Genomic DNA, 23,445 nt, shown 5'->3' on the forward strand with positions numbered 1-23,445 from the left:
GCCCCCAATCGGGGCGCGTTGCCTTTAAAGACCCACGCACGAAATGGACATTCAAGGGTATGAGCCTTTATTTACGTCAGGAAAGACCATAAAATGATAATGATTAACATTTAGTAGCGCAGCCTCCTGCCTGAGATGTCCTGCCAGGCAAGCTTGGCTTTCTTACGGAAAATAAGATCTCGTGACTCTCTCCCCTACCCGTGCTGGACGTCGCCAGCTTTTGCTGGCTGCCGCAGCCAGCCCTTTGCTGTTTGGCGTTCCCCGCCTGCTTCGCGCCCAAGACGGTCCCCTGAAAATTGCCCTGCTGACATCCTTGTCCGGCCCCTTCGCCTCCTTGGGCGAAAGCATGCGCACCGGTCTGGAGTTGATGCTGCAACAGTGCAATTACGAGATGGGCGGGCGCAAGGTGCAGTTGCTGGTAGAAGACGACCACGGCAAACCGGACGAAGCCATCCGTAAAGTGCGCAAGCTGATCGAGCGCGACAAGATCGACGTTCTGGGCGGTGTCATCAGCGCCAATATCGCACTGGCCATTCGTGACATCGTGCACGATGCGCAACTGCCTACCTTCATTTCCAATGCCGCTGCCAATGGCCTGGCTCGTGAAGCAGCCAGCCCCTACGTATTCCGCCCCACCAAAACCAGCTGGATGCTGGGCCACACCGGCGCCTTGTGGGCCTTCGAGCACATTGAAAAATCCGGCGGCATCACGCTGGGTTCGGACTACACCGCTGGCCGCGAATACATTGAAGACTTCGCCAATACTTATCAGGAACAAGGCGGCACGCTGGGCGAGCGCATCTGGACGCCCTTGGGCACACCCGACTTCGCACCTATCCTGATGAATCTGGCCGCCAGCAATCCCAAGTTTGTCTACACGTTTCTGGCCGGTGCCGACGCTGTGCGTTTCCACCAGCAAATGCAGGACTACCAACTGCACGGCAAGATCCAGATCGTGGGCCCCGGTGCCCTGTTCGATCAGGAAGACGTGATTACCGCTGTGGGCGAAGCTGCTTTGGGTGGCGTCAGTACCTTCCACCAATCGCCCGGCGCTCCGGCTGCCCAGGACTTTGTGGCTGCTTACCAGGCCAGCCGTGGCCGTTTGCCCGGCGAAGCCAGCACCTCCGGTTACGTGACCGGCCAGGTCATCAAGGCCGGTCTGGATGCGGTCAAGGGTGATCTGTCCAACAAGGCGGCCTTCAAACAGGCCCTGCTGGACAAGCCTATCAACACCGCCTTTGGCCCCATGGCTTTTGACCCGCGCAATAACCAGTCCATTCTGGATATTTACGTCAACCGGGTGGAAAAAGACGCGCAAGGTCGCCCCTTTAACACGGTGGTCCACACTTACCAGCGTATCCAGGACCCCGGCCCGCGTTCTTGAGCTCCACCTTGTCTTATTTTCTGCTTCAAATCCTCAATGCCCTGTCCTTCTCAGCACTGCTGATGTTGGCGGGGCTGGGGCTGTCTTTAGTGCTCAGCCTGATGAACTTCATCAACCTGACACACGGCTCTTTTTTCCTGCTGGGCGGCTATATCAGCGTCCAGTGGCTGGCATCCGGCGCGCCCTGGTGGCTGGCCTTTCCCGCCGCTTTCGCACTGTGCGGGCTGATGGGCCTGTTGCTGGACCGCTTCCCCTTTCGCCAGTTCTACCAGCGCACCCACTTGATGCAGGTGCTGCTGACCTACGGCCTGTCCGTCATTCTGGCGGATTTGATGCGCTGGGGCTTCAGCGCCGACACGCTCTCGCCCATGCTGCCGCAAGTGCTGCGTGGCGGGGTGTGGATCATGGGCCTGCCCTTCCCCACCTATCGTCTGTTCCTGATCGTCACCGGCCTGACGCTGGCCTTGCTGTTCTGGTTCCTGCTGGATCGCACCCTGTGGGGTGCCGCCATTCGCGCTTGCGTGCAGGACGCACAGATTGTCGAAACCCTGGGCTTGAACTCGCGTCGCCTGTTTGCCATCGGCATGGCGCTGGCCGCCGGCCTGGCCGGTTTGGGTGGAGCCTTAGGCGCAGGCATGCTGTCGGTTTACCCCGGTCTGGATGAAGAAATCCTCTTGCTGGCCTTGCTGGTGGTGGTCATTGGCGGCTTGAACTCGGTACGCGGCACCTTGCTGTGCGCGCTGATTCTGGGTTTCGTCACCACCTTTGCCCGCGTCTGGGTTCCAGCCTTTGCCAATGCCGCCACCCTGGCCGTCATGCTGGGCCTTCTGCTTTGCTGGCCCAATGGCTTGAGCAAATCCGCTACGCGTCAGGTTTAAATGAACAAGCTCAACACCTGCCTGCTGCGCACTGGACTTTGGCCTGCTCTGGCTTGCCTGGTCTTGCTGAGCAGCTATTTCTGGGGCGATGCCTTCTTATGGCGCTTTGGCACCGAAGCTCTACTGATCGGTTGCGCTGTCCTTAGCATCAACCTACTGATTGGTTACGGCGGCCTGGTCACCCTGGGCCACGGTGCGGTTTTCGGCTTTGCCGCCTACGCCACCGCCGTCAGCAGCCAGTATTGGGGCGCGTCCCTGCCGCTGATGCTGCTGGTGGGCATTGTGGCGGGCACCCTGCTATCCATATTGATGGCGCTGATCAGCCTGCGCAGTTCCGAGCTGTTTTTCATGGTGGCTACGCTGGTCGCCGGGCAATTGATCTGGGAAGTTGCATTTCGCTGGCGTGATGTCACGGGCGGTGCCGATGGCCTGCGCGGTTTCCCGCGTCTGAGCCTGGGCGATCTGCCCTTGAGCGCCCCTTACACCCTGATGATTCTGGCCCTGGCGCTGGCGGTCATCTGCTGGTTGCTGCTGCGTTCTTTCAGCCGCGCCCCAATCGGGCTGGCCTTGACCGGTCTGCGCGATCAGCCCTTGCGCATGGCCGCCCTGGGTTATCAGGCATGGCGTATCCGCCTTTACACCTTCATGATTGCAGGTGCGGTAGCGGGTGCTGCTGGCGGCCTGTATCCCTTTGCGAATCAGTACGTCAGCCCGCAGCAAGTGCATTGGAGCTTCTCGGCCACGCTCATCATCATGGGTGTGATCGGTGGCATACGCACCTGGCGCGGCGCATTTATTGGGGCCACCTTCTATCTGTTTGCCCAGACCTACCTGAGCTCCTACACGGATCGTTGGCAGTTACTGGTAGGTTTGATCTTTGTGCTGACAGTTCTGTTCATGCCCAATGGTCTGGCAGAACGACGCAAGAGGTCTGCATGAGCGTTTTATTAAGCACTCGCGAACTGGCCTTGCATGTAGGCGGTCTGGATATCCTGACGGACGTCAGCCTGGAGCTGCGTGCGGGCGAAACCCTGGGGCTGATTGGCCCCAATGGCGCAGGTAAAACCACGCTGTTCAACATCATCAGTGGTCTGGCCTCTCCTTCCAGCGGTCAGGTATTCCTGGAAGGCAAGGACCTGCGCAATCTGGGTCCGATTGAACGCGCCAAACAAGGCATGGTGCGCAGCTTTCAGACCAGCCGTATTTTTCCTGAACTGACCCTGCTGCAAAACCTGGCTCTGGCCGTGCGCATCAAAAAAGATTGCGCCTACCACTGGTGGGGCCGCAAGGCCGCCCGCGCCGCCAGCCAAGAAGCAGCCGAAGCATTGCTGGAACATAGCGCCCTGGCCGGCCGGGGCCATGTGCTGGGTCGATCCCTGTCCTATGGAGAGCAGCGCATTCTGGATTTGCTGATCGCCTTGGCGCAGCAACCCCGCGTGCTCTTGCTGGACGAGCCTACCGCTGGTCTGTCCGAGTCCGAATCGCGTGAAGTCATGGCATTGGTCCACGCCATGCGCGGCCAATGTGCCGTGCTGCTGATCAGCCATGACATTGATATTGTTTTCCAGGAATGTGACCGGATTGCCGTGCTGTCATCGGGCACCTTGTTGACCTGCGACACCCCGGACGCCGTGCGCCAGCACGAAGGCGCGCGTCAGGCCTATCTGGGCGAACTGGCTTTGGAGACGGCATGAGCACAGCGCTGAACATCTCCGGCCTGCATGCACGCTACGACCGTGCCGACATTCTGCAAGAAATTTCGCTGGATATCCCCGCCGGGCAAAGCGTGGCCCTGCTGGGCCGCAACGGCGCCGGAAAAACCAGCCTCCTGCACTGCCTGTTCAATATGGGCCCGCAGTGGAGCGGACAAATCAATGTGCACGGGAAAAACATTGCAGGTTGGCCCACGCACAAAATCGCCCTGCTGGGCATGGCTTTGGTACCACAAGGCCGGGGCCGTTTCCCAACGCTGACCGTGCAGGAAAGCCTGCGTTTGGCCGGGCTGGCTCGACGTCCGCGCTCGGATGATCGTTGGACGCTGAACAGTATCTACGAAGCCATGCCGCGTCTGTACGAACGCCGCCAGTCCTCCTGCTCCGCCTTGAGCGGTGGCGAACGACAATTGCTGGCACTGGCCCGTGCGCTGCTGACGCAGTCCTCCATTATTGTTCTGGACGAACCCAGCGAAGGCCTGGCTCCCATGACGATTCAGGACACCTTGCTGCCGCAGCTGCAAACGCTGAACGAGCAAGGCATTACCGTACTGATCGCCGAACAGAATTTAAGTCTGGCTCTGCAGTTGGCCAAACGCGCTTTGTTATTGGGTAATGGTCAACTGGTGTATGACGGCCCTGCCGAGCAACTGCGCCAGGACGCCGCCCTTTTGCAACGCCATTTGGGACTTTGACATGCTGTCTGTATACAGTTTGTCGCTTCCCTTACCCGCTGGTATGGAATCCTGGTTACGAAACCAGGTTCCCGACCACACCTTGGCGGTGATTGCCCGTCGCAGACAGCAGTCGGACCAGCATTTAAGCCTGCTGGCCCACGGTGCGCTGCGCCATTTTCTGGCGCCCTTGCTGGGCTGCACGCCGCGCGCCGTTCCCATCACCCAACTGGAACATGGCAAGCCCGTGCTGGATCTGGACGATGCCGATCTGCACTTTAGCCTGTCGCACAGCGGCGAGCGTGTGCTGATTGGAATTGCCGACCGAACTATAGGCGTAGACATCGAGGCCATGCGCCTGCCCGTCAAAGCAGGGCTGGTCGAACATTGCAGTGTGCCGTCCGAGCGTTTCTGGCTAAAGAGCGATCTGGACTTCTACGCGCTTTGGTGTGGCAAAGAGGCCGCCCTGAAACATGCAGGCACGGGTTTTCATATTCAGCCTCAAGAATTATCCTTGGACGGTCACCCAGATCATGGATGCACCGTACAATCCCCCCATCCCATCTTGCAAGGTTTGGTGGTGCACAGTCACCGGCCGGTGGAAAACTATGCCGCCGCCATCTGCCTGAACACCCCCTTTGCTCCGTGGACAGTCAGCTTTTTGGACAGCGCTCAACTGCCTGACACCAAGCTGACTGAGCACGAGTAAATCTGACAAGCCTACTTATTTATGTAATAGTTCTCATTACCATGATGAAATCTATTCCTGTTGAACAAATTTGGCCTGACGCTTTTGCCCAGCGATACCGCGATGCTGGACACTGGCAAGGAGAAACTTTTGGCGCTTTGCTGCGCACGCGCGCGCAAAACCACCCGGAACGCGAAGCCATTGTTGGCGGCACCCAGCGCTGGACCTATGGCGCGCTGGACCAGTACGCCAGTCAGATCGCGGCGGGCCTGCTGCAAGCCGGTCTGCGCAAGGGCGACCGCGTCCTGGTGCACCTGCCCAACATCCCTGAGTTTGTCAGTGTGATCTTTGGCCTGTTCCGTGCCGGTCTTTTGCCCGTGTACGTCCTGCCTGCGCACCGCATCACCGAAGTCGAACACTTTGCCAATACTGCTCAAGCGCGCGCCTATATTGGTGTGGACGCTCATGCCGGTTTTGACTACCTGCCTTTGGTGCGCGAACTGCGTGAACGCTGCCCGCAGGTCGAGCAGGTTTACATCGTGGGCGACGCACAAGAATTTACGTCCCTGGCCCAGTTGCAAAGCAGCGCTGCCAATGTAGACGTACCCGTATCGGCGGCCCAGCCTTCCGAAGTGGCGTTCCTGCAAATCTCGGGGGGCAGCACCGGCTTGTCCAAGCTGATCCCCCGCACGCACGACGACTACATCTACACCTTGCGCGAGAGCGCCAAGATTGCCGGACTGGACGAGAACAGTGTGTTTCTGGGCGCTTTGCCCATTGCCCACAACTTTCCCATGAGTTCACCCGGTTTTCTGGGTGCACTGTACGCCGGAGCCAGAGTGGTGCTGAGCCCCGCCCCCAGCCCGGACGTTTGCTTTGAGCTGATCGAGCGCGAAGGCGTAACCGACACCAGTCTGGTCCCCCCGCTGCTGATGCTGTGGATGGATGCAGCCACCAAGACCGATGCCAAGCTGGATTCGTTGAAAGTAATCCAGGTGGGTGGTGCCAAATTGAACGCCGAAGCGGCCAAGCGTGTACGTCCCACTCTGGGTGTGACCTTGCAGCAGGTGTTCGGCATGGCCGAAGGTCTGGTGAACTACACCCGCCTGGACGATCCCGAGGACACCATCATCAACACACAGGGCCGTCCCATCAGCCCGGACGATGAAATCCTGATCGTGGACGACAACGGCAATCCGGTCGCCCCTGGGGAAACCGGCTATCTGCTGACACGGGGTCCTTACACGATCCGTGCCTACCACAACAACCCCGCGGCCAATGCCCGCTCCTTTACCGAGGACGGCTTCTATCGCACAGGCGACGTGGTGCGCATGACGCCCGAAGGCTACTTGATGGTTCAGGGCCGTGCCACTGACCACATCAACCGCGCTGGCGAGAAAATCTCCGCCGAGGAAATTGAAGATCATCTGCTGGCTCACCCGCAGGTCTTTGATGCTGCCGTGGTATCGGTGCCCGACGAGTTTCTGGGTGAGCGCAGCTGCGCTTTCATCATCCCCAAGGATGACAAGCCCCGCGCGATTGAACTGAAGAAATGGATACGCAGCCGCGGTCTGGCCGACTTCAAAGTGCCGGATCAAATCGTGTTTGTGGACCGTTTCATGGAAACTGCGGCCCTGAAGATCAGCCGCAAGGAATTGCGCGCCCAACTGCGCGAACAACTCGAAAACACAACGCAAGAACAATCATGAGTACTGCACTTACCCTGGAACGCATGCGCGCAGATATTGCCGCCATGCTGCATGAAGACCCCCAGGACATTCTGGATGATGACAATCTGATCGACCTGGGTCTGGACTCCATGCGCGTCATGACCCTGGCCACCCGCTGGCGCGAAGCTGGCGCTCCTATCGAGTTTTCCGAGATGGCCTCGGTGGTCACCTTGGGCCAGTGGTGGTCCCTGATCGAACGCGCCCAACAGAACGGCCGTTGATTTTCTTACTGCAACACGCTTATGTTTAGCTCCCCTTCCGAACTGCCATTGCGCCCCCTGACCGAAGCACAAGAAGGTCTGTGGTACGCCCAGCGTTTGGACCCGCTCAACCCGATTTTCAATACCGGGCACTGCACGCATATCCATTCGGCGCTGGACACCGCGCTGTTTGCGCAAGCCATCAATCTGACGCTGACCGAAGCCGATGCCTTGACCTTGCGCATGGTGGACACGCCAGACGGCCCGGCCCAGTACCTGCGCCCGCAAGAGCCCATTCAACTGGAAATTGTGGACCTGTCTGCCCACGCAGACGGGGCCGAACAAGCCCAAGCCCAGCTGATGGCGGACCTGCGCACACCGCTGGACCCAACCGTTGCGCCACTGGCACGGCACATCCTGTTTGTACTGGGGCCCAAGCACCATCTTTGGTATCAGCGTATCCATCATCTGGCCGCTGACGGCTATGGCATGGCACTGATCGAGACGCGAGTGGTCAAGCTCTACAAGGCCCTGCTCAGTGGCCGTGAAGATCATGGGCATGCGCTGGAATCGTTCACCCTTTTACAGGATGACGATCAAAACTATCGGAGTAGCGAGCGCCGCAGCAAGGACAGACAGTTCTGGCTGGACACATTAAGCGATGCAGAGCCCGCCCAAAGCCTGAGCGAATCCCAGGCTTTGAGCGATCATCATTTCCTGCTGGCACGCAGCGCCGTCAAGCCCGAACTGACAGCCAGCCTGCAAGCATTGGCACAAAGCAGCGACATCAGCTGGCCAGACATTCTGACGGGCCTGACCGCCGCCTATGTGCGCCGTCACACCCGCCAGGACGAATGCACGGTGGGCGTGCCCTGGATGGGCCGTCTGGGCCATATCAGTGCCCGTATCGTCTCCACCGTCATGAACGTGGCTCCGCTGCGTTTGCAGATCGACGAATCCCAGCCCTTGAATCAGTACCTGATCCAAGTTTCCAAGGCTCTGCGTCAGGCACGTCGTCATGGCCGCTACCGTAGTGAACAACTGCGCCGTGATCTGGGTTTGCTCGGTGGCATGCGTCGCCTGCACGGCCCCATCATCAACGTGCTGCCGTTCGATGCACCCTACGAACAAGCGGGCCTGACCGCCAGCCAGACCGTGCTGTGCGCTGGCCCCGTGGAAGACTTGAACTTCACCTTCCGCGCCCAACCCGATGCCAGTGGCTTGCGTCTGGAAGTGGAAGCCAACCCGCGTCTGTACACCGACGAGCAGATTCAAACCCATCTGGTCCGTCTGGAACAGTTCCTGCTGCGCGCTTTGCAGGCTGAAACCCTGTCTGCCGTGCCAACCTTGACGAATGCCGAACACCACCACTGGATTGAGACCGTCAACCAGACTGCTCACCCGGTCCCTGAAACAACGCTATGGGCACTGATCCACGCCCAGTTGCAGGCTCACCCGGAACAAAGTGGCCTGGAGTTTGAAGGCAAGAAGCTCAACTACGCCCAGATCAACGAACAAACCGCCAATCTGGCCGCGCAACTGCGTCTGGCCGGTGTGCAGACCGGCGATATTGTCGCCGTGGCCCTGCCTCGTTCGCTGGAGCTGGTGCTGTCCTTGCTGGCTATTCACCGTGCTGGTGCTGCCTACTTGCCGCTGGATCTGGACCAGCCTGCCGATCGCCTGAACACCATCTTGCAGGCCGCTCAACCGCGACTGCTGATCGGCCAGCCCGGTTGCACGCTCAATGCCTCTTTGCTGGTCCCGCAGCCTGAACAAACCTGCAGTGCGCCAGACTGGGCCGCCGCCGGTCCGCACGATCCTTCCTACCTGATCTACACCTCCGGCTCTACCGGCACACCCAAAGGCGTGCTGGTTAACCACGACGCCATCGTCAATCGTCTGGTATGGATGCAAACGCACTACAGCATTGGTGCCGGTGATCGAATTTTGCAGAAAACCCCGGCCACGTTTGACGTGTCGGTGTGGGAGTTCTTCCTGCCCTTCCTGTCAGGTGCAACCTTGGTCGTCGCCCCACCACAAGCGCACCGCGATCCGGCTCATATTGCCCGCCTGATGCGCGAACAAAGCATCACAGTGCTGCACTTTGTGCCCTCCATGCTCAGCGCCTTCCTGGATGAGCCTGCCGCTCGTGGACTGGCTCCGCGTCTGGTGTTTTGCAGTGGTGAAGAACTGTCGGCCGCTACCCGCGACCGCTTCCATTCTCTGTTGAACGCCGAGCTGCACAATCTGTACGGCCCAACCGAAGCTGCTGTGGACGTGTCCTACTGGCCTGCGTCGCGCGATGATCAATCCCAGCCTGTGCCCATCGGTTTCCCCGTATGGAACACCGCCCTGTACATTCTGGACGAGCAGTTGCAACCTGTACCGCCCGGCGTGGCCGGTCATCTTTACCTGGCTGGCCGACAGTTGGCGCAAGGCTACTGGGGCCGCCCGGACCTGACTGAAGAACGCTTTGTGCCCGACCCTTACGCCCTGCATGGCCACCGCATGTACGCCACTGGCGATGTGGCCCGCTGGCGTGAAGATGGCGCGGTTATTTTCCTGGGCCGCTCCGATCACCAGATCAAACTGCGCGGTCAACGTATCGAGCTGGGTGAAATTGAAGCCTTGCTGGCGCGTCACCCCGATGTGGCCCACGTAGCCGTGATTGCCCGTGAAGACATACCCGGTCAAATGGCGATTGTGGCTTACTGGGTACCGCAAGCAGGCAGCCAGTGCACGGACAACACGCTGGCCGCTTATGTAGGCGAGCACTTGCCGTCCTACATGGTGCCCAGCGCCTGGATCAGCCTGGATGCCCTGCCGGTGACAGCCAATGGCAAGCTGGACCGCAAGGCGCTGCCCGTTCCTGCCTTGCAGGCCCGCTCGGCAGGCTTGCCGCTGGATGGTGCCACTCAGCACCAAATTGCCGCCGCTTTCGCCACCGTGCTGGAAAGCAGCGAAGCGTTTTACGCCGACGACGACTTCTTCGCCCTGGGCGGACACTCGCTGCTAGCTGCCAAACTGGCCTTGATACTGCGCGAAGCACGCGGTCAGGCCGTATCAATTGGCACTATTTTTGAATACCCCACTATTGCCCGTCTGGCCAAACATCTGGATCAGTCTGGCAGCGCAGCAGCCGATGGTTTTGGTCCCATCATCGCCTTGCGTCCGGGGCTGAACGACCAGCCCGCACTGTTTGTGGTTCACCCGGCCGGTGGTTTGTCCTGGTGCTATGGGGCACTGGCACGTCACCTGCCTGCCGGCCGCGCTGTTTATGGCTTGCAAGCCAGTGTGCTGTCTGACGCCTCGCTGGGTCTGGATGGCAGCCTGGATGCCATGGCCAAGGTGTATGTGGATCGTATCGAGCAAGTTCAAGCACAAGGCCCCTACCATCTGGCAGGCTGGTCCGTGGGCGGCATTATTGCTCAGGCCATGGCCGTGGAGCTGCGTCGTCGCGGTCAACTGGTAGGCATGTTGTCCTTGCTGGACGCCTATCCCAGCGACGCGTGGCGTAACGAACCGGCCCCCGAGCCCAATGCCATCTACAAGGCGCTGCTGCATATTGCGGGCCACGACCCAGACAGCTTGCCCGACGTTTCCCTGACCCGTCAGGGTGTGGTGGACTTCCTCAAGCGCAGCGGTCACCCGCTGGCCGAGTTGCCCGACACGCGTCTGGACAGCGTATTTCAGGTGGTGGAAAACAATAACCGCCTGGTGCGCCTGTACGAGCATCACGTCTATGACGGCCCCATGCTTTATTTCCGCGCGGCGCTGGATCACGCCGGCACACAATTGCATCCCGATTTGTGGAAGCCCTACACAGGGCAGTTGGATGTGCACGACATTGCCTCCTTGCACGCGCATTTGACCGGTACTGAAGCCGTGGCCATCATGGCCCCGCTGATGGACTCGGCCATGGCTTTTGCCGAACAGGCACAAGCCCACCCTGAACTCGATGTATAAGCCATGTCTGTAAGACGTTTCTTTCTGGATATCTCGCCACTAATCGAAAGTCGAGCATTCCGCTTTGCCTACTTCGCTCGGGCCGCCACGGTGCTGGTCACCGGCATGTTGATGGTGGCTGCCAGCGTGCAGCTTTATGAGCTGACCAAATCCAGTGTGGCCGTTGCCTTTCTGAACGTATCCATGGCCACCCCCATGGTGCTGGCACTGATTGCCGGCGGTGTCTTGTCGGACCGCATGGACAGGCGCAGCCTGATGGTCTGGTCGCGCAGTGTCTACATCATCAGCGTGGTGCTGTTCCTGCTCAATACGCTGCTGCCCAACCCGCAGGTCTGGTTGATCTATGTGGCCGCTGCCATTGGTGGTGCGGCAGGCGGGATCAGCGTCCCGGCCATGATGTCCGCTACCCCGGCACTGGTCGGTCGAGACAAGCTGGCCGCTGCGGCCGCCCTGTCCGGTCTGGCCATGCAGTTGGGCGGTATTATCGGCCCCGCCTTGGCAGGCGTGTTGATCTCCGGTCCTGGTCTGATTTTCTGCTACGTGATTGTCCTGTGCGGGGTCATCGTCACCCCTTTACTCTTGCGTGCTCTGCCGCCCTTGCCTCCGCAAGCGGGCAAGCAGCCCCAGAAAAATGCCTTCCAATCCCTGCGTGATGGCCTTGGTTTTGTGGCCAGCCACCCCTTGCTGCGCGCCCTGTTGCTGATTGATCTGGCTGCCCTGATTCTGGCCACGCCTTTGGCCCTGATGCCCGAGTGGGGCGACACCATTCTGAAAATGGGCGCCACCGCCACCGGCTATCTCTACGCCGCTCCGGCCGTCGGTGCCACGCTGGCCGCCCTGTCCAGTGGCTGGTGCCGTCAGGTATCCCGCCCAGGTGCTGCCATTGTGATTGCCGTGCTGATCTGGGGCCTGGCGGTAGCGGCCCTGTCCCTGCAAGCGACCCTGTGGTGGGCACTGGTTTGCCTGGCCATCATGGGTGCTGCCGACACCATCTCCAAAATCATGCGTATGGCGCTGGTTCAGCACCACACCCCCGATTACCTGTTGGGCCGTGTCTCCAGCTTGTGGATGACGCAATATTCCCTGGGCCAGGCCTTGGGCAATATGCAAATGGGTTATCTGTCCCGTCTGCTGGGCCCGGCAGTCGCCGTGGCCGTGGGTGGTTTGGCCTGTGCCGCTGTCGCTTGCGGTTTCGGCGTGTTTAACCAAGGCCTGCGTTCGGCCAGCAAACAGGATGGCCCGCCCAATGCCTGACATCTCGCTTTTGTTCTACCCACGCCTGCTGCACGCCTGTAGAAAGATCTCCTACATGGACCGTCTTGTCGACCGAACCTTTATTTAGGATTAAAAGATGCTAATCAATGTCAATTGCATTCGCCGTACCCCTGCCGCATTGCTGCGCAAGGCCGGCCTGAGCGCAGCCGTCCTGTCCCTGTCCCTGGCCAATGCCTTTGCAGCCCCCGCTTTTGACCAGCCTGATGCTGACTTTCGCGGTTCCCTGAATGCTGCTGGCGTGGTCTATGCAGGCTCCGAAGCCCAACTGGCTGGCCGTGGTTTCACCCCCGGCCAGGAAGTGATCCTGCTGCAAAACGGTCACACCCTGACCCCTCAAGCCCTGGTTGCCGACAAAGAAGGCAATCTGAGCACCAAGATCGCCATCCCCGCTGACGCCGCTGTGGGCGTGCACCCTGTCGTCATGCAAGTCAGCAAGCCCTCGACGGCCGACATCTTCAATCTGAAGGTGTCCCCAAAAGTTGAGCTGAGCGGTCAGGACAAATTCGAACTGCAATCCCAGCACTTGGTGCCCGGCTTGTACCAAAGCGCCTACAGCCCCAAGAACAAAGTGCTGTTCGTGACTTCCGCCGTAGGCCGCCCACCCGTCAAGCAGTCGCAATTGGTCAAAGTGAACCCCAAGACCCTGGCGGTTGAGGCCAGCGTGACACCTGCCGCCCAAAAAGGCCGTGACGATGGTCAGGTTCAAGCCGTTTACGGTGTGGACGTGGACGACAAGCAAGGCAATGTCTGGGTCACCAACACCCGCAGCAGCTCCATTGCTGTCTACAGCCAGAAAGACCTGAAACTGGTCAAACAGTTTGAAGACGGCGTCGTCAGCCACCCACGCGACGTGGTTGTAGACGAGAAAACAGACCGTGCCTACGTGTCCTCGCCCGGCGCCAACACCATAGCTGTATTCGACACCAAGAAGCTGACTCAGCTGGACCCGATCGAGCTGCAATCGAAGACCCGCAACAAGCCCGGCAGCATGAGCCTGATTCTGGACGCTGAAAAAGACCGTCTGTACACCGTCAGCGCCAGCACCAACGAGCTGATCATTATTGACCTGAAAAACGGCAATGCTCAAACCGTCTTCCCCGTGCCCGGTGCACGTGGTCTGGCTGGTGTGTCGGTAGACAGCAAGAATGACCAGGTCTACGTCGCCGCCCAAGGCAGCGACAATCTGCTGATCATCAATGCCAAAGACGGTGCCGTTCAGCACGACATCAAGATCGGTGCCGGTGCCCTGAACGTGGTCTTCGATCCCAAGACATCCCTGGCTTACGTGGCCTCCCGCGGTGCGGGCACCGTGACGGCCGTGAACGGTAAGGGTGAAATCGTTGCCAACCTGGACGGTGGCAGCTTCCCCAACCACGTCTCCCTGGATGGCGAAGGCAATGCCTATCTGGTCAACAAATCCAAAGGTAAGGATGACCAGACGGCTGACCGCATCACACGCCTGCACCTGAAGTAAACCGCCCGATGCGCCCCTTCCATGAAAAGGGGCGCCAAGGCAAAACCCTTGCCCCAAAAAGGACTCCTATGAATAGCCGTATAGCCGACCAAGTCCGCCATGCCACCATTGAAGAATGGTTAGGTCATTACCAGGCCGACAGCAGCGTATTTGCCTCTCCCACCGTCAGTTTGATGGCACACGGCACGGCACTGGAGCGGCATACCAACAATGCCCAAGGGCGACTGCTCTCTGATGCCCAAGCCTTGCTGGCGCAAGCCGCTCAGCAAGGTCTGGACGCCCCCCTGTTGATGGGAGTGATCCCCTTTAACCCGACTCGCCAGGCTTACCTGCGCGTTCCCAAAGAATATCAGCGCGATCCCGTGCTGCTGCGCCCGGTACAGCGCCCGCCGTTGGCCAAATCCAGCAACAGCATTGCCAGCCAAAGCCTGCTGCCTGATGGCGAAGGCTACGAAGACAGCGTCAGCCGCATCCTGGCCACGATGCGCGAACAGAACATTTCCAAAACCGTGATGGCCCGCACTGTCACCATCACCCTGAACGAAGCCCTGGACCGTCAGACTGTGTTGAGCAATATGCTCCACAGCAATCCTGCCGGTTACACCTACGCCCTGCCCTTGCCGGGCGGCAAGGCTCAAGACCCGGATCTGTTTTTTGGGGCCAGCCCCGAGTTGCTGGTGCGTCGCCAGGGCGATCTGGTTACCGTCAACCCGCTGGCAGGCACCGCCCCCCGCTTTGCCGACCCACAGCGCGACCAGGCCAGCGCCGACAGCTTGATGGCCTCCAGCAAAGACCTGCGCGAGCACGCCTACGTCATTGAAGACGTGGTGCGTATCCTGTCCCAGTTCTGCGACTCCCTGGACGTGCCTGATGGCCCCAGCCTGACCAGCACCGCCAACCTGTGGCACCTGTCCACCCGTATCAGCGGCCGTTTGCGTGACCCATCCGTCACCTCTTTGGAGCTGGCACTGGCCATGCACCCCACGCCGGCCGTTTGCGGCCTGCCCACCCAGCCCGCCATGCAGGCCATCGAAGCCACTGAAGTCTTTGATCGCGGCTACTTTGCAGGCGCCATAGGCTGGAACGACCACGAAGGCAACGGCGAATGGGCAGTCGCTATTCGTTGCGGCCATTACACCCAGCAAGGGCTGACCTTATCGGCTGGCGCCGGCATTGTGGACGGCTCCGTCCCTGCCCTGGAACGTCAGGAAACCGGCAATAAACTCATGACCCTGATCAACTCATTGGGTCTGGCCCAGAACATAACAATCTAAAGGAGACACGATTCATGACCATTCACGCCTTGCCCAGCTACGAACTGCCTCAAACCTCCGTAGCCAACCGCGTCAATTGGCGCCCACAGGCCAATCGTGCCGCCCTGCTCATACACGATATGCAGACCTACTTTCTGCAGAAATACGATATGAGCCAGGCTCCTATCCCCATGTTGATCGAACGCATTGCCGCCCTGCGCGAGGTTTGCCACAAGCTGGGAATACCCGTGTTCTACACCGCCCAGCCTACCGAGCAGCCCGAAAAAGACCGCGCCTTGCTGAACGACTTCTGGGGCCCCGGCCTGACCGCCAGCGAATTCCACAGCCAGCAAGCCGTCGTGCCCGAGCTGACACCGGCCGAAAACGACATCATGCTGACCAAGTGGCGCTACAGCGCCTTCCAGCGCTCCGACCTGCGTGAGCAACTGCGCAATCTGGGCCGCGATCAACTGATCATCACCGGCGTTTACGCCCACATCGGCTGCATGACCACCGCCCTGGAAGCCTTCATGCAAGACGTGCAGCCCTTCCTGGCCATCGACGGCGTTGCCGACTTCTCGCTGGAAGAACACCACATGGCGATCCGCCACGTCTCGCAACGCTGCGGCGTCAGCCTGACCTGCGCCGAAATCCAGGACAGCCTGCAAAGCTAAACAGGAAGCACACATGAGCACACAAGAATTTGCAGGTGAATGCATAGCCGTCACGGGCGCGGCCCGTGGCATTGGCGCTGCCGTCACCCAACTACTGCTGGAACGAGGCGCCAGCGTCATCGCCCTGGACCTGGACGTAGAAGGACTGACCCAACTGAGTCAATCCGAATACAGTGATCGGGTGTCCTGCCACCTGGTCGACATCAGCCAAGCCGATGCCGTCGATGCAGCGCTAGCCCAAGGGCAGGAAAAACTGGGCCCCATTCATCGTTTGGCCTGTGTCGCGGGCGTCCTGCAAATGGGCCGCATCACCGAGCTGAGCAACGAACAATGGGATCGCACCTTTGCCATCAACACCACCGGCGTCTTCAACGTCTGCCGCAACGTGGCCAAAGGCATGATCGAGCGCAAACAAGGCGCCATCGTCAACGTCAGCTCCAACTCCGCCGCCACACCACGCATCGCCATGGGTGCCTACGCCGCCTCCAAAGCCGCCGTCACCCAACTGAGCCGCTGCCTGGGCCTGGAACTGGCCCCACACGGCATCCGGGTGAACATCATCTCCCCCGGCTCCACCGACACCCCCATGCAACAAGCCATGTGGGCACAAGGCAGCTCGCGCGAAACCGTCATCGCGGGTTCCGGCGAAAACTACCGTCTGGGCATCCCCCTGCAAAAAATCGCCACCCCCGAAGAAATCGCCGAAGCCGTCCTGTTCCTGCTCTCGGACCGCGCCAGCCACATCACCCTGTCCGACCTGCGAGTAGACGGCGGTGCCACACTGGACCAAGGCTAAACAGCCAGACGCAAAAAAGGGCGGAATCTCCGCCCTTTTTTATTGCCCATCGGAACGAGGCCGGACAAAAGCATACGAACATCCCTACTAGTGACAGTGCCGATAAGGACTGACCACCTATTGCCAAGTCAAGGAAGAATACGAACGAACCGAAACATCGTAAATGCGGCTCAATGAAGACAGACTCAGTCAGGTCAAATCGGATCGAATCAGGTCAGGTCAGGTCAGGTCAGGTCAGCATCAGATTAGACCTGCTCAGTGCAGGTAGCCTCCTATCAGCTACCTCTTAATTCCGTCGAGTCTGTGAACTAGATCGAGCAGCTCCAGCGTGCCAACCGCCCCCGCCAACAACCGTTGAAAGCAGGCCCACTCAAGAGCACTGCCACCATGCTGTTCGGGTCGGGGCAGGCTCCGGCGGGGCGGATCAGAGTGCTTGCCGCGGGCCTGAGATTGCGTAGGGATGCAAGGGGCCTGCTGTTTGAGCCAGGCGCTTGTACTTGGTCCGGGGGACCAAGTACCTGGCGAGTTCAGGCCCCGCCCGTAGCAATCTCAGGCCAAGGGAACTGGTGCGCAGCACCAGCAAGCGCTCAGCCCCGCCGGAGCCTGCCCCGACCCGAACAGCCCCCCGGTCCAGCCTCCTGAGCCCGCCTATAGCCCGTCCCTCACAACTTAAGTCCAGCTACTTCTTGTTCTCGACCGGAGCCTCAACCTGCTCAATCCCGAACAAATGCTCCAAACCCAAAGCCAAAGCATCCCGCCACGCCACAAAATCATGTGCCGTCGCACTCTCCACGTAACGCACGTCATACCCCCGCGCCCGCAGCACATCATCCAGATGGCGATTCGCCTGCACCAGGCTGACATCCCGGCTGGAGCCTGAAGACTCAAACACCCCGGCGCTCATATAAATCTTCACTGGCACAGCTTCTGAGTCCGCCATCTGCCGCGTCAGCCACTGCCCACGAGCATCACCCGTCGGAGCCCACCAGAACGACCCCGACATGCTCAAGACATTGCCAAACAGCTGCGGCAAACGCCAGGCGGCATTCATGGCAGCCAAACCACCGTAGCTGGAGCCGCCAATCGCCGTCTTGTCCGCTGTCGACTGCACCCCTTGGGCCTTGAGCCAAGGCATCAATTCCTTATCCAGAAACTTGATATAAGCCTCATTAGGCGGCAACTCACGAGCCCGTTCCGCCATGCCCGGATTGTCCACCAGGACCAGCCACATAGGCTCCACGCGCCCCTGCGCAATCAAGGTATCCAGCATGGCCGGCGCGCGCGCCAAATCCCGATAGTCCCGACCATCGAACAAAATCAAGGTGTGATCAATTTCCTGAGCCCGAGTGCCCGCAGGCTGATAAATCTGCACCTGCCGTTCCACACCCAAAGCCTCGCTGGGCAAGCGCTCCGTACGCCATTGCCCCTGCCCCAACTGCTGCGGCTCCAGGCTCACCACCTCGGCAGGTGCCTGCGTCAAACGCAAGACAGACTCACCATCAAACAGATCCTTGCTGTTTTCCGGCAAAGCCTTGGCATTATGAGGATCGCGCTGCAACGCCGCCCGCAGCACTTCGCGCGCCAGGTTCTGGCCCACATAAGGCACATCCGGCGCCATGCGATAGGCAAAGCGGGCATCACGCGGCAAATCGTAAGTGATGTACCAGATATCCGACTCACCCAAACGATGCATGCGATCGGTATACGAGAAAGGCCCGCCATGCAGACGCACCTCGTTCTGAGCACCGCGCCAGACAAACGTGACGCGATCATGCGTAGTGCTGTAGCGCTCCACCAAAGGCGAACCCACACGCTGCACATAGTCCCAGAAACCGCGAGACGGCTCGCCCGCGCGCAAGCGCATGCTCCACTGACGGATCACATCGCCTTGCAAAGGCTCGGCCTGAGCCGGCGCCTGGGGAGCCGTAACCGATTTAACCTGCCACTGATACTCGCCCTGCCCTTGCACACGCAAACGATACTCGCCCGCCGTGCTGGCAATAAAGCCAAAAGGGCCACCCCGTTCCGGTGCATCTGCCCAATGACGAATCGCCTTGCCATCCGGGCCGAACAATTCCAGCGCCACATCACCACTGTGCTGCCAACTGCCTTGCACCAGCTCATTTTGCTGCAAGCTCAGTATTCGTTCATGATGTTCGTGCGCCTGAACCTCACCTTGAGCCGAAGGCAGCGTAGCCGCCCAAGCCGACCCAACCATTCCCACCATCAATACAGCAACAACAGGTGCGCGCAACATACATCCTCCTAAATGCCGGTTTGCCGCAGGACAAGCCCAGTACCAAGAAGCAGTATACGATCAAAAATAATCAGCGCACCCCTTGGCTGGCGCGAGGCGGCGCCATTTATCACCCCAGACGGAAAGCCTGAATCAAACGATCCAGCTCTTGCACCTGCTCCTGCAACTCGCTGGAGGTGTGCGCCACCTGGTTCACCATTTCCGCGTTTTGCTGAGTGGCCGAATCCAACTGCCCCACCGCCACGTTGATTTGCTCGATACCAATGGTTTGCTCGCGAGTAGAAGCCGCAATCTCGTGCACAATCGTCATCACTTGCGAGCTGCCGGTGACCATCTCATCAATAACCTCACCGACCTGCCCCATCAATTGCACGCCTTCGCGGGTGCTATTGGAGGACGCTTCCACCAATTGAGCAATCTCCTGGGCTGACGCCGTCGTGCGCTGCGCCAGAGCACGTACCTCACCCGCCACCACCGCAAAGCCTCGACCTTGCTCACCGGCTCGCGCCGCTTCCACAGCCGCGTTCAAGGCCAGAATATTGGTCTGGAAGGCAATCGAGTTAATCACCGTGGTGATGTCCGCCACCTTGCCACTGGTATCGCGAATCGCGCCCATGCGGTCCACCAGCTCACTAACCATCTGACCACCATGCTGGGCTGTTTTCTGCACCTGGCTGGAAACTTCCTCGGCACGCATGGCGTTTTCTTCGCTCATGCGAACGGTGCCCGTCATCTCTTCCATGGCCGATGCTGTTTCCTGCAAGGCCGCGGCCTGCTGAGTCGTGCGACTGGACAGCTCCAGATTGCCCACAGACAGTTGCGAGGTATCGTCCGCAATCACACCACTGCTGTGTTGCAGCGTGCGCATGACCTCGTTCAGCTTCAGGCGCATCTGCTCGATGGAGGCCATCACGCTATTGTCCGGAATCGAGCGTAGGGAATGAGTCACACGCAAATCGCCATTGGCAATGGCTTGGGCCGCTTCATGCAAAATTTTGGGCTCAGCCCCCAGCTCGGCAAAGATCTGACGCGCCAGAAACACAGTAACCGCTGATACCAGCAGCACGATCAGAACAAACACGATTGACGAGCTGAGCAGATTGCTCAGGAAGCGCGCCTGAATATTGTCGATATATACGCCCGAGGTCAGCACCCAATCCCACTGCGTCACCCCTTTGCCAAAGGCCAGTTTGGGGGCATTGCTCTTGTCGCTAAGTTTGGGCCAGTGATACTCCAGAAAACCTTCGCCACCATTGCGGCCGATGCGGCTCATCTCGGCAAAAGGGTGCACGCCGTTGCTATCGACCACGGCACTGACGTCCTGGCCGTCCAGCTCCGGTCGGCTGGGATTCATGATGGACACCACATCGGTCGATAACACCGACACATAACCTTCCTGCCCAAAACGGATACTAGCGATGCGTTGCAGCGCCTGCTTTTGCGCCTCTTCCTTGCTCAGAACGCCTTTGCTGACCAGTTGCTGATAGTCCTGCGTAATGTTTGCTGCAATATTGACGATGTGCTGCAAACTACTTTTTCGCTCCTCCATCTGTGCCTGATAGAGCTGATAGTTCACAAACGCAAAAACCGCCACCAACGCCATCAAGCACAAGATCAATGGCAACCACAACTTCTGTTTCAAGCCCAAACGCATCATATTCCCCGAGCAACGCTGAAAAGACAGGTCCCAGGTACGCAAAAACCGACCGTGTCACCACGGTCGGCCTGCATGGAGGCCCCATCGAACAAGCTGGGTAACGGCCTCGGGCTTGAAATACTTAATTAAAGTTACATATCGAGATAATTGGATGCTAAGGCGGCTTATAAAACACTACCACTCAAGCGTCGGGAAGCTTCATGGCCTTGGCCAAAAGAGGGTTCGCTGCTGGCCAGAGTCAGCAAGAAGCCATCTTCAGACATCAATTCCGAGGTCAGACGCCCCTGGTAATGACCCAGCTCCAGATTCAAGGCAAGATCGCGCTGTTCCAGGTTATCGACACCTTTGATAACCAGCTCAAAGCCCTGCTCGCTCAGTAAATGGCACGCGGTTTCCAGCAATGCCTTGAACGTCGGTTCACGGCAGGCGCGCTGAATAACCTCGGCTTCCAGTTTGACGCCGCTGATTGGCCAGCCACGCAAACGGTTGAGCTTGTTGTTCTCAATATCGGGGCTGGTCAGCCAGACCTGAATGTCCTGTTCTTTCAGAAACTGCAAAGCCTGGATCAGTTCTGGTGTTTCTTCCAATTCCTCGTCGCTGAACAAGTCCAGTTCTACACAGCAAGGCTGCAGCTCGAACTGACGCAACATGCTGGGCATGCGCTTATAGATAGGCAGCAGCATATCGATGGGCAACTTCAGGCCAATATGGCTGGCACGCAGCGAGTACTCCTGCCACCAGCGACGCACGTCAGCCATCAGGGTGCGCAGCATCCATTCGCACAAAGCCTGACGGTGAATGGCGTCAGGCATATGGCGCAGCACCAGATCCGATGACAGACGCAAGCCTGTGGGCGAGGTCCAGAACACCTGGGCGTCCACACCACTGTATTGGCCCGTACTGGTCGCCACGCGCAACTGATAAGAGAAAGACAGCGCTTCGCTGGCCTGGGGATCAAGCACATCCAGAGTTTCCAGCGCACGCAAGAGTTCCAGCGGCGTGGGCTGGGATGCTTCCTGCTCGTCGCGCTGGGCATAAAACTCCATGATTTCAGTATCTTGCGGCTCTTGCTGGGCGATCAACTTGCCCGTAAAGGTGTAGCCCCAGCCGTGCACCGACTTGATCGGCAAGGCCACCCCTGCCTGACTGGCCTTGCGGCGCAAACGGCTGATCAGGGAATCCACTGCACGGCTGTCACTGGCAGCCAGGCCTTTGTCACGCATCAGGTCTTCACGGCTGAAACGGGCATCCGCATGGCGAATGAATGCGTCCATCAATTGACGTTCGCTATGCGTCAGTTCCAGTCCCACCCCATTGGGAGCCACCAGAGTCCAGCCTTTATCGCGCAAGATCCATTCCTGCTGGCCACTCTGATCCTGAACCTCTTCCATCGCCTGGGTGGCACCCACGGCGGCATAAACATTACGGCGGCGCACGGCATGGCACCAGGCCATCAGCTCGGGAACTTGCACATCCATAGCCAGACACGCATCAGCACCCGTCAGCAGCAACTGCACACGAGCACTGGCAGACAGGCCGGACTGAACGGCCACAATACCCAGCGAGCCAAAGTCATTGCGCAATTTGGCCACCATCAAAGGCACGTAGCCCGTCTCAACAGGAAACAGCAACAGATCGGCTTGGCTCAGACGCGCCTCGGCTACCTTCTCCAGGGATCTGACAACGCTTGTCTTGGTACCGAAAACCCGCAGTTGCTCCAGCCAGTAGTGCAAGCCTTCGCCTTCTTCCAAAACAATCAACACGCAGCGTGCATGTTCCATAAGCGCCTACTATTTAATTATTGTCAGTCCCACGACGGTCCCGGCGAGGGCCGACAATACTATTTTTATCAATAGTTAGAATTATCACTTCTAGAATACGGAGCACAAAGTAAAGAATGGTCAAATGTGGCGTTTGAAATTTTTTGTCTTCAAAATAACGTCCGCCTTACCGCCTGAACCATCTCGGGATTATTTTCTAATCGCTGCTCTTTTAAAATCATGCCCCACAAATAATTATAGTTTCCATAACGATGGGACATAAAAAACCCGCTCGAAAGCGGGTTGTTCTAGCTCAAGACCAGCCAGAATACTTACTGGGCGGCAGCGTCCAGGCGAGACTGCAACTGGGCAGCAGGCAGCCAACCATCAGCGCGGCTGCCATCAGCAAAGTAAATGGCCGGGGTGCCTTGAACGCGCAGTTTTTGTCCTACTGCCAATAACTGATCCAATGGATGCTCACACGAGGCTTTCTCGGGTCGCGCTCCGCCCCCCATCCAATCACTCAAGGTTTTAGCGGGGTTTTGGGCGCACCAGATGTCCTCGGCTTTGCGGCGACTGTCCGGTCCCAGGATGGGAAACATCAGGCTATAAACCGTAACATTGTCGATCTCCTGCAAAGTTGTATGCAGACGTTTGCAATAGCCGCAATTGGGATCTTCAAAAACCACCATTTGACGGCTACCGTCGCCTTTTACCAGCTTGATGGCCTTATCCAGCGGCAAATCATTCAGCGACACACGATTGAGTTCCTGCATGCGCTGCTCGGTCAGATCAACACGAGTTTTGCTATCCAGCAAAGAACCCTGCATCACAAAGCTGGCCTGCGGGTCGGTGTAGAGCAAGGTGCCGCCCACTTCCACTTCCAGCAAATTGGGAAATGGTGTGGCGCGAATACCATCGACCGTCACGCCTGGGAAAGCGGCTTCAAAGGCCTGGCGGGTAGTCTCGAAACGTGTGTCTACTTTGGCGGGGCTGGTGGCCTGAGCCAGGCTGCACAGCGACAAAAGCGCCAGAGCCAATACAGAACGAAGGTGCAACATCATGAC

18 protein-coding genes are annotated in these 23,445 nt (G+C 59.0%); 14 read left to right on the forward strand and 4 right to left on the reverse strand.

Translation table 11 applies throughout. The features are described 5' to 3' along the window. Window positions 1–181: 181 nt before the first annotated feature. The 14 genes from ACLPGZ_RS16790 (at window position 182) to ACLPGZ_RS16855 (ending at window position 16,704) form a co-directional block, all read left to right on the forward strand. A complete protein-coding gene (locus ACLPGZ_RS16790; RefSeq protein WP_239055012.1) occupies window positions 182–1,384 on the forward strand; it encodes an ABC transporter substrate-binding protein in 1,203 nt (400 codons plus the stop codon). An 8-nt stretch (window positions 1,385–1,392) separates the two neighbouring features. Next, the gene (locus ACLPGZ_RS16795) at window positions 1,393–2,262 is read left to right on the forward strand and encodes a branched-chain amino acid ABC transporter permease (protein WP_035268872.1); all 870 of its coding nucleotides are present in this window, start codon (window positions 1,393–1,395) and stop codon (window positions 2,260–2,262) included. Further along, the gene (locus tag ACLPGZ_RS16800; RefSeq protein ID WP_035268457.1) at window positions 2,263–3,201 is read left to right on the forward strand and encodes a branched-chain amino acid ABC transporter permease; all 939 of its coding nucleotides are present in this window, start codon (window positions 2,263–2,265) and stop codon (window positions 3,199–3,201) included. It abuts the gene before it with no gap. Further along, the gene (locus tag ACLPGZ_RS16805) at window positions 3,198–3,956 is read left to right on the forward strand and encodes an ABC transporter ATP-binding protein (protein ID WP_226349575.1); all 759 of its coding nucleotides are present in this window, start codon (window positions 3,198–3,200) and stop codon (window positions 3,954–3,956) included. The genes ACLPGZ_RS16800 and ACLPGZ_RS16805 overlap by 4 nt, the downstream gene beginning before the upstream one ends. After that, window positions 3,953–4,669 (forward strand): ABC transporter ATP-binding protein, encoded by a 717-nt coding sequence (locus ACLPGZ_RS16810; RefSeq protein ID WP_239055010.1) that lies wholly within the window; start codon window positions 3,953–3,955, stop codon window positions 4,667–4,669. Before ACLPGZ_RS16805 ends, ACLPGZ_RS16810 begins: the two co-directional genes overlap by 4 nt. Window position 4,670: 1 nt before the next feature. Beyond that, window positions 4,671–5,357 (forward strand): 4'-phosphopantetheinyl transferase family protein, encoded by a 687-nt coding sequence (locus ACLPGZ_RS16815; RefSeq protein WP_239055009.1) that lies wholly within the window; start codon window positions 4,671–4,673, stop codon window positions 5,355–5,357. 41 nt (window positions 5,358–5,398) lie between these two features. Then, the gene (locus ACLPGZ_RS16820; RefSeq protein WP_060186114.1) at window positions 5,399–7,045 is read left to right on the forward strand and encodes a (2,3-dihydroxybenzoyl)adenylate synthase; all 1,647 of its coding nucleotides are present in this window, start codon (window positions 5,399–5,401) and stop codon (window positions 7,043–7,045) included. Then, the gene (locus ACLPGZ_RS16825; protein WP_003804459.1) at window positions 7,042–7,287 is read left to right on the forward strand and encodes a phosphopantetheine-binding protein; all 246 of its coding nucleotides are present in this window, start codon (window positions 7,042–7,044) and stop codon (window positions 7,285–7,287) included. The genes ACLPGZ_RS16820 and ACLPGZ_RS16825 overlap by 4 nt, the downstream gene beginning before the upstream one ends. A gap of 21 nt (window positions 7,288–7,308) precedes the next feature. Further along, window positions 7,309–11,232, forward strand: coding sequence for an amino acid adenylation domain-containing protein (locus tag ACLPGZ_RS16830; RefSeq protein ID WP_239055008.1), 3,924 nt, complete (start codon window positions 7,309–7,311; stop codon window positions 11,230–11,232). Between the two features lie 3 nt (window positions 11,233–11,235). After that, on the forward strand, window positions 11,236–12,486 hold the full coding sequence (entS, locus tag ACLPGZ_RS16835; RefSeq protein ID WP_239055007.1) for an enterobactin transporter EntS: 1,251 nt from the start codon (window positions 11,236–11,238) through the stop codon (window positions 12,484–12,486). Window positions 12,487–12,583: 97 nt separating this feature from the next. Continuing rightward, window positions 12,584–13,981, forward strand: a complete 1,398-nt coding sequence (locus ACLPGZ_RS16840) for a YncE family protein (protein ID WP_083054358.1) — start codon at window positions 12,584–12,586, stop codon at window positions 13,979–13,981. 68 nt (window positions 13,982–14,049) lie between these two features. Beyond that, window positions 14,050–15,255: an isochorismate synthase gene (locus tag ACLPGZ_RS16845; RefSeq protein ID WP_239055006.1), complete on the forward strand. Its 1,206-nt coding sequence runs from the start codon at window positions 14,050–14,052 to the stop codon at window positions 15,253–15,255. Window positions 15,256–15,269: 14 nt separating this feature from the next. After that, the gene (locus ACLPGZ_RS16850; RefSeq protein ID WP_239055005.1) at window positions 15,270–15,908 is read left to right on the forward strand and encodes an isochorismatase family protein; all 639 of its coding nucleotides are present in this window, start codon (window positions 15,270–15,272) and stop codon (window positions 15,906–15,908) included. A gap of 13 nt (window positions 15,909–15,921) precedes the next feature. Beyond that, window positions 15,922–16,704, forward strand: a complete 783-nt coding sequence (locus tag ACLPGZ_RS16855) for a 2,3-dihydro-2,3-dihydroxybenzoate dehydrogenase (protein ID WP_035268474.1) — start codon at window positions 15,922–15,924, stop codon at window positions 16,702–16,704. A gap of 679 nt (window positions 16,705–17,383) precedes the next feature. Here the strand turns inward: ACLPGZ_RS16855 and ACLPGZ_RS16860 are convergent. The 4 genes from ACLPGZ_RS16860 to ACLPGZ_RS16875 form a co-directional block, all read right to left on the reverse strand. Further along, entirely contained in the window at window positions 17,384–18,961 is a 1,578-nt protein-coding gene (locus ACLPGZ_RS16860) for an alpha/beta hydrolase-fold protein (protein ID WP_035268476.1), read from the reverse strand. Between the two features lie 109 nt (window positions 18,962–19,070). After that, window positions 19,071–20,603, reverse strand: a complete 1,533-nt coding sequence (locus tag ACLPGZ_RS16865; RefSeq protein WP_226349740.1) for a methyl-accepting chemotaxis protein — start codon at window positions 20,601–20,603, stop codon at window positions 19,071–19,073. A gap of 179 nt (window positions 20,604–20,782) precedes the next feature. Further along, a complete protein-coding gene (locus ACLPGZ_RS16870) occupies window positions 20,783–22,399 on the reverse strand; it encodes an EAL domain-containing protein (RefSeq protein WP_203145194.1) in 1,617 nt (538 codons plus the stop codon). Between the two features lie 311 nt (window positions 22,400–22,710). Then, window positions 22,711–23,442: a DsbC family protein gene (locus tag ACLPGZ_RS16875; RefSeq protein ID WP_060186106.1), complete on the reverse strand. Its 732-nt coding sequence runs from the start codon at window positions 23,440–23,442 to the stop codon at window positions 22,711–22,713. Window positions 23,443–23,445: the final 3 nt, after the last annotated feature.

This window comes from Alcaligenes sp. Me129, assembly GCF_050487245.1.
GTDB lineage: Bacteria > Pseudomonadota > Gammaproteobacteria > Burkholderiales > Burkholderiaceae_B > Alcaligenes > Alcaligenes phenolicus.